The sequence below is a fragment of the Streptosporangium sp. NPDC050284 genome, from assembly GCF_044459525.1.
In the GTDB taxonomy this organism is placed as follows: domain Bacteria; phylum Actinomycetota; class Actinomycetes; order Streptosporangiales; family Streptosporangiaceae; genus Streptosporangium.
Window position 1 is genome coordinate 1 of the sequence record NZ_JBITIZ010000046.1, and the last position, 7,614, is coordinate 7,614.

The 7,614-nt window shown below is 69.2% G+C and carries 5 protein-coding genes and 1 pseudogene; 4 read left to right on the plus strand and 2 right to left on the minus strand.

The features are described from left to right. The 4 genes and pseudogenes from ACIBH4_RS39480 to ACIBH4_RS39495 form a co-directional block, all read left to right on the plus strand. Positions 1–539 (plus strand): annotated as a pseudogene (locus tag ACIBH4_RS39480) (chitinase); the annotation flags it as partial. Positions 540–758: 219 nt separating this feature from the next. After that, a complete protein-coding gene (locus tag ACIBH4_RS39485) occupies positions 759–2,786 on the plus strand; it encodes a carbohydrate binding domain-containing protein (protein ID WP_362770325.1) in 2,028 nt (675 codons plus the stop codon). 210 nt (positions 2,787–2,996) lie between these two features. Continuing rightward, a complete protein-coding gene (locus ACIBH4_RS39490; RefSeq protein ID WP_362521511.1) occupies positions 2,997–4,388 on the plus strand; it encodes a hypothetical protein in 1,392 nt (463 codons plus the stop codon). Positions 4,389–4,506: 118 nt separating this feature from the next. Continuing rightward, positions 4,507–5,346: a PhzF family phenazine biosynthesis isomerase gene (locus ACIBH4_RS39495; RefSeq protein ID WP_362521508.1), complete on the plus strand. Its 840-nt coding sequence runs from the start codon at positions 4,507–4,509 to the stop codon at positions 5,344–5,346. Positions 5,347–5,400: 54 nt separating this feature from the next. On the opposite strand, the gene ACIBH4_RS39500 is transcribed toward ACIBH4_RS39495, so the two are convergent. Then, a complete protein-coding gene (locus ACIBH4_RS39500) occupies positions 5,401–6,123 on the minus strand; it encodes a DUF6597 domain-containing transcriptional factor (protein ID WP_362521505.1) in 723 nt (240 codons plus the stop codon). Positions 6,124–6,127: 4 nt separating this feature from the next. Continuing rightward, complete coding sequence (locus tag ACIBH4_RS39505; RefSeq protein ID WP_362521502.1) at positions 6,128–7,234, minus strand: AI-2E family transporter; 1,107 nt, start codon at positions 7,232–7,234, stop codon at positions 6,128–6,130. Positions 7,235–7,614: the final 380 nt, after the last annotated feature.

The window sequence follows — 7,614 nt, forward strand, 5'->3', positions numbered from 1 at the left end:
ACATCGAGAACACCGACGAGTTCGAGAACTACACCGTCCAGGACCGCATCCTCAACGGCCTGAAGATCGTCAAGCAGAACAACCCGAACGTCAAGGTCGTCGTCACCTTCGGCACCTCGACCACCGGCCCGACCTCCCACGGCATCCGCCTGATCAACCAGGCCAAGGCGCTCGCCGTGCCGATCGACAACTACACGATCATGCCGTTCGACTTCGGCGCCTCGAACATCTACACCGACACCGTCAACGCCTCGGAAGGCCTGAAGAACGCGCTCAAGGCCGCCAACGGCTGGACCGACGCGCAAGCATACGCCCGCATGGGCATCTCCGGCATGAACGGCCTGTCCGACCAGCAGGAACTGACCACGGTGGCGACCTGGACCCAGATCCGCGACTGGGCCAGGTCCAAGGGCCTGACCCGCTTCGCCTACTGGGCGGTCAACCGCGACCGCCCCTGCCCGGGCGGCGGCGTGACCTCCAACTGCAGCGGGATCGCCCAGAGCGACTGGGACTTCACCCGCGTCACCGCCGGCTTCTGACCCGCGCGGAGCGGGTCCGCCCATGGCGAGAACGTCCGGCGCGGGCCCGCCCAGAGCGGAGAGCGCGCCGGGCGAAGACACCCGGCGCGTGCGGGAAGCGGAAACGCACCGCGCTTCCCATGCTTCCCGCACGACCCGTCCGGCACGGCCCGCACCCCGCCCGGGGGGCGGGCCGTGCCCCACGAACACCCTCCTAAAGATCTTTGCGGGGTAAATCGGATGTACCTCAGGAAACTCGCGGCGATCGCCGTACTGGCGCTGGGCGGTGCGACGCTCGCCGCGTCCCCCGCCCACGCCGCCAACATCGCGGTCAACCCTGGCTTCGAGAGCGGGCTGACCGGCTGGACCTGCACGGCTTCCTCCGGGGCCACGGCGGTGTCCTCGCCGGTCCACAGTGGCACCAGGGCACTGCAGGCCACACCGGCCGGGAACGACACCGCCCGCTGTCAGCAGACGATCAGCGTCAGACCGTCCTCGGCCTACACCCTCTCGGCCTGGGTGAGGGGCGGCTACGTCTTCCTCGGCGCGACCGGCACCGGCGGCACCGACCCCAGCACATGGGCGTCCTCACCGTCGTCCTACGTCCAGCTGTCGACCTCGTTCACCACCGGCGCCTCGACCACCTCGGTCACGATCTACGTCAACGGCTGGTACGGCCAGGGCGTCTACCAGGCCGACGACATCGTCCTCGACGGAGCACCGGGGCAGGGGCAGCCTCCCGCGGCGCCCACCGGGCTCACCGGCACCGGCAACGCCACCATTGCCTCGCTGAGCTGGGGCGCCTCCTCGGGCGCGACCGGCTACAACGTCTACCGCAACGGGACGAAGGTCGGCACCGCCACCGGGACCACCTTCTCCGAGACCCCCGGTGCGGGGACGCACAGCTACCAGGTGAGCGCGACCAACGCCTCGGGTGAGTCCGCGAGATCGGGCGCGATCTCCGTCACGGTCGGCGGAAGCCAGCCACCCCCGTCCGTACCCTCGGGGCTCGCCGCCACCGTCAACGGCACGAGCGTCTCGCTGAGGTGGAACGCCTCCTCGGGCGCGACCGGCTACAACGTCTACCGCAACGGGACGAAGGTCGGCGCACCCACCGCGACCTCCTACACCGACAGCCCCGGTGCGGGGACGCACAGCTACCAGGTGAGCGCGACCAACGCCTCGAGTGAGTCCGCGAGATCCGGCGCGGTCTCCGCGACCGTCACCGGCACACCCCCCGGAACCCTGCCCAAGCGGGTGCTGGTCGGCTACCTGCACGCCTCCTTCGCCAACGGCTCCGGCTACACGCGGATGGCGGACGTGCCCAACGCCTGGGACGTCATCAACCTCTCCTTCGGCGAACCCACCTCGGTGACCTCGGGAGACATCCGCTTCACCCAGTGCCCGGTCGCCGAGTGCCCCAACGTCGAGTCCGAGGCCGAGTTCATCGCCGGGATCCGGGCCAAGCAGGCACTCGGCAAGAAGGTGCTGATCTCGATCGGCGGCCAGAACGGCCAGGTCCAGCTGAGCACCACCGCCGCACGCGACAGGTTCGTCCAGTCGGTGGGCGCCATCATCGACAAATACGGCCTCGACGGGCTGGACATCGACTTCGAGGGCCACTCCCTCTATCTCGACAACGGCGACACCAACCTGTCCGCCCCCACCACCCCGGTCATCGTCAACCTGATCTCCGCGCTCAAGACCCTCAAGGCCAGGTACGGCGCGAGGTTCGTGCTGACCATGGCCCCCGAGACGTTCTTCGTCCAGCTGGGCTACCAGTTCTACGGTCCCGGCCCCAACGGCTCCGCCGACCGGCGGGCCGCCTCGTACCTCCCCGTCATCCACGCGATGCGCAACGACCTGACGCTGCTGCACGTCCAGGACTACAACTCCGGGCCGATCATGGGGCTGGACAACCAGTACCACACCATGGGCGGCCACGACTTCCACGTCGCCATGACCGACATGCTGCTCGCGGGCTTCCCCATCGCGGGCAACCCGAACAACGTCTTCCCCGCCCTACGCCAGGACCAGGTCGCGATCGGCCTGCCCGCCGCCCCGTTCGCGGGTAACGGTTTCACCACGGTCGCCGAGGTCCAGAAGGCATTCGACTGTCTGGCCAAGGGGACGAACTGCGGGACGTACCGGCCCAGAGGGGTCTACCCGAACCTCCGGGGCCTGATGACCTGGTCGATCAACTGGGACAGGTACAACGCCTTCGAGTTCTCCCGCAGCCACCGGGCCTATCTCGACGGCCTGGGCTGATAACCCCTCGCCGCCGGAGGAGACGGACCTCCGGCGGCGAGGTTCCACCCCCGTGTGCCCTGCGGGTTCTCCGGCATGCGCGCCCGCGCCCCGAGACGGTCCCCCTTCGCGACGGCCCTGATCCCGAAGGCCGCAAAACTGGCAGAGTGGTCTCGTTTTGGGAATGCAGGTGGCTGGTTGGTCGCCAGGTCGGGCAGGCTAGGGGCCGTCATGGACTACGCAATTCTCACGGGGTTCGTCCTCGTCACCGGTGTCGTGCTCGCCCTGGTAGCGCAATGGAAAGGCTGGAGACCCTCCCTCCTGGTCGTGCTGGGAGTGGGAATCGCCTTCAGAGTGCTCATCATGGCCACATCGGCGGTGGACACCTGGCAACCGGTCGACTTCATCAACAGCTTCAAGCCCGCCGGCGAGGCGGTCCTGAACCGTGAGGATCCCGTTCTGGGCAGTTCGGGAGGCTGGCACTTCCTGCCGACCATCCCCTACGTCTACGGTCTCCTGCTCTGGCTGGGCATCCCCTGGGAGATCGGCGGGCGCCTGGTCACCGTGGTCGCGGACATCGTGCTGATCCCGCTGGTCGGCAAGCTCGCCGGGGGGCCCAACGCCTCGCTGCGCGCCTTCCAGTACGCCTGCAACCCGCTCGCCATCCTCGTCGCCTCCGTCCACGGCCAGGTAGAGCCGGTCGCCCTGGTCTTCGGCGTCGCCGCCTTCGTCGTCGCCCGAGGTCCCGGCGACCCCCACCGGCCGGGCATGACCACCAACCCGGTCGCGCTGGTGCGGCAGAGCGTCGCCCTCCACGGCCTCGCCGGCGCCGTACGGCACGCCTTCGGCCCGGACGGGGTGCTCCGAGTGGCGCTCACCCCGCGCGAGGGCGACCGGCAGTCCCTGCGCCGGGCCCTGTTCGCGGGACTGCTGATGGGGCTCGCGCTGTGCGCCAAGAGCTGGCCGATCTGGCTCATCCCCGGCCTGCTCCTGCTGCTGCCCACCTTCCGCGCCCGCGCCGTGGCATTCGTGGCCACAGGCATCGCGCCGATCTTCTTCCTCGTCACCCTGCCGATCTTCGCCGGCACCTCGCTGAGCCAGATCCCCGAGGTCATCCGGGTGATCCAGGACATCCGCCCGATCGTCGGCCAGTGGGGCTACAGCGCCATCCTCATGAACGGCGTCAACGACCTCAACCAGGGGATCGCCACCTTCGGCACCCGCCTGATCTACGTCACCATGCTGATCACGGCCTTCCTGTGGCGCCGCGCCGACCCGATCGACCTCACCACGGCGCTGCTGCTCGCCTTCATGGTCACCACCCCCAGGCTCGGCGCGCAGTATCTCCTGTGGTTCATGCCGTTCCTGATCGCCCGCCCCACCCGCTTCGCGTGGCCCGCGATCATCGGAGCCTCACTCTGGGCGGGGTACGGCTACCTCTACATGACTCAGTTCGACTCCGCCACCTGGCGAAGTCTCCACGTCGTCTGGTCGCAGGCGTCCATCGTGCTGCTGCCGATCCTGGCACTCGCCATGCCCTGGGAGCGCCGGGTCTTCCGCGCACCCGCCACCCCCTCCTCCGAGGGGCCACCGCCGTCGACGCCCGTCTCCGCCTCCACCTGAGCTCCCACATCCGCTCAACTCCCGTGTCCGCGTCCCCGTCACAGCCGCGTGGCGGGGCACCGGTGGGCCCCGGCGAGCCCTGGCCTGGCTGATAGGTTCCGGTCCTGTGACGAGCACCGTGGAAATACTGCGATACACCGCTTTCACCCACGATCCCGAAGGAGGAAACCCCGCCGGGATCGTCCTCGACGCGGCCGGCCTCTCCGACGCGGAGATGCTGGCCGTCGCCGCCGAGGTCGGATACTCCGAGACGGCTTTCGTGACCGACCGCGACGACGAGCGGCGCGCCTTCAGGGTCCGGTATTTCGCCCCCTCGGCGGAGGTGGCGTTCTGCGGGCACGCCACGATCGCCACCTCGGTGGCGCTCGCCGAACGCCTCGGGATCGGACGCCTGGCCTTCGACACCAAGGCGGGCGAGATCGTCGTCGACACCGAGATCGTCGACGACGCGCTCCGCGCCACGCTCACCAGCGTTCCCACCTACTCCAGGCCCGTCGCGGAGGACGCGCTGGAGGAGGCGCTCGCCGCCCTCGGATGGTCCCGCGACGAACTCGATCCGGCCTTCCCGCCGCACGTCGCGTTCGGCGGCGTCGATCACCTCATGATCGCCGCAGCTTCTCGCGAACGCCTCGCCGACCTCGACTACGACTACGAGCGGCTGAAGGCGGTCATGACCCGCGAAGGCTGGACGACGACGAACCTGTTCTGGCGGGAGGGCGACGAGCGGTTCCACGCCCGCAACCCGTTCCCGGTCGGGGGCGTCGTGGAGGACCCCGCCACCGGGGCCGCGGCCGCCGCGTTCGGCGGCTACCTGCGAGTCCTCGGGACCGGCTCCTCGGAGTTCACGGTCATCCAGGGGGTGGACATGGGACGGCCCAGCACGCTGAAGGTCTCGATCGCCTCCCCGGACGGCCGAAGCCGGGTGAGCGGCGGAGCGGTCGCGATGGAGACCGCCTGACCCCGAACCGCGGGCACGGCGCGCGGGCCGGGGTGACGGCCCGCGCGGACCCGATCAGGTGCTCTCGCCACCGGACCGGCCGAGCAGTCGCTTCAAGGGCACGCCCGCCAGCCGCCGTACCTCGTTCGCCATGTGGGCCTGGTCGGCGTACCCGCTGAGCGCGGCGACCTCGGCCGCCGTGACCCCGCGCCTGGCCAGGCGAAGCGCCCGCTGGAACCTGACCACCCGCTGCAGCACCTTCGGCCCGTAGCCGAAGGCCCGTACGGACCGGCGCAGAAGCTGCCGCTCGCCGAGGCCCAGCTCCCAGGCGACCTCCCGCACGCTCCGCCCGGCCCGCAGCGCCTCGGCGATCGCGGGCGCGGACGGGTCGGGCTCGGGCGTCACGCGCAGCCGTACGGCCAGAGCCCGCTGTACGGCGTCGAAGAGCGGCTCCGGCGGCCGGAGTCCCGCGAGGGGTTTCAGATCGGACAGTTCCGAGAGGGATTCGAGGTCGGACAGCGGCACCCGCAGGTCACGCAGGCTCTCAAGCGGCACACCGAACAACTCGCCCACCGCGCCGGGCCTGAACCGGACTCCGGCGTATCGGTCACCCGGCACCATCCGGACGGGTTTCGGCCCCGTGTCGGGTCCCGCTACCTGCGCTCCCCTTGGGCCCCAGATCAGATCCACGCAGCCGTCGGGCACGACCAGCTGTGTCGCGGCCGAGGACGACTCGTTGACCCACAGGCAGGCCACCCGCCCGGCGAGGCGGGGATCCGGCGTCCACTCGCGATACATGGCCTCAGGGTACGGGCGGCGAGGACTTCACCTCGTCTCCGCCCGGTTTCCTCTCCGGCGCGGGCCGCTCGTCCTCGGGAACCTCCCCGGAGACGAGGGCGGCGGCCCACTGGCCGTCGGGGTCACTGTCGATCAGCAGCGCGCGGGTCAGCAGGCTGAGCGGGATGGCGAGCAGCGCGCCCAGCGGGCCGAGGACGAACGTCCACAGGATGAGCGAGAGGAAGGTGACGGTGGTGGACAGACCGACGGCGTCACCGAGGAACTTCGGCTGGATCAGCGACTGCACCACGAAGTTGATCAGTATGTAGGAGACGATCACGAGGATCATGGTTTTGGGTCCGCCCTCAAGGAGACCGAGCAGAGCGGGCGGGATCAACCCCAGGACGAAGCCGATGTTGGGGATGTAGTTCGTGATCAGCGCCAGCACGCCCCAGAGGAGGGGGAGTGGCACGCCGAGAACCCAGAGCGCGGCCACGTCCAGCGCGGAGCAGATCAGCCCGAACCCCGTCGAGACCAGGAGGTAGCGGCGGGTCTTGTGGGCGAAGTTGTTGAGCGCCCCGATGAGCAGGGGCCTGCGCTCCGCCCCCATGGCGAGGATCCTGGAGAAGGCCTGAGCGTCCAGGCACATGGCGAGGAGCAGGACGATGATGAGGACCAGTCCGGAGAAGACGCCCAGCAGTCCCGAGACGAATCCCTGCGCGAGCGCGAAGATCTTTCCCGGGTCGAAGGAATTGATCGCCTCGTTCATCTGCTGGGTGCCGAAGCCGAGCCTGGCCGCCTGCTCCTGTGCCTCCGCGACGAGCTGGTTGAACTGCTCGTCGTAGGTGGGCGCGAGTGCCGCCATCTGCGCTATCGCCACGGTCAGGATCGCCACCATGCCCAGGAGGACGAGCAGCACGATCACCAGGGGGATCGCCACCAGCGTCCACCCGGGAGCTCCGCGTCCGCGAAGCCAGGTCCTGACCGGGGAGACCGCGAGGACCAGGATCAGAGCGAGCAGTACCGGTCCGACGATCGACCCGATCTCCCTGATGCCCGCCAGGGTGACCACGGCACCCGCGGTGCAGAGGAGTACGACGAGCGCCCTGGGCAACACTCTTTGGTCCGTCATAACGGAGCCTCTACCCAGCAACCGGGAAACACGTCACGGCAGGGCGTGCACTTCGATTTGACGGAGTCCGGCGGCGTACATAGAGTTCACAGGCCCGAGGGGGTCGGCGGAGATCGCCAAAGCCTCGGGACCCTCCTTCTGATCATCTCCCTTCGTCGGGGCGCATGCGTCACGCCGAGATCCGGTTGGACAACGACCGGATGTTGGAGTAAGTTAGAGGGGTTGCCCTGGAAACGGGGTGGTCGCAATCCTAGCGGGTTCGGCGGGTTCGAGTCGATGGTCGGGAAATCCGACAGTTTGACACGAAACCGGCACTTCCGATAAGATAGTGATACGAAATGGAACGCCCCGGAGTTCTGCCGGACCGGTTGGTCGGGTGT

Coding starts and splice junctions, on each gene's coding strand:
- ACIBH4_RS39505 (WP_362521502.1), bottom strand. CDS start 7,234: ATGACGGACCAAAGAGTGTTGCCCAGGGCGCTCGTCGTACTCCTCTGC.
- ACIBH4_RS39485 (WP_362770325.1), top strand. CDS start 759: ATGTACCTCAGGAAACTCGCGGCGATCGCCGTACTGGCGCTGGGCGGT.
- ACIBH4_RS39490 (WP_362521511.1), top strand. CDS start 2,997: ATGGACTACGCAATTCTCACGGGGTTCGTCCTCGTCACCGGTGTCGTG.
- ACIBH4_RS39500 (WP_362521505.1), bottom strand. CDS start 6,123: ATGTATCGCGAGTGGACGCCGGATCCCCGCCTCGCCGGGCGGGTGGCC.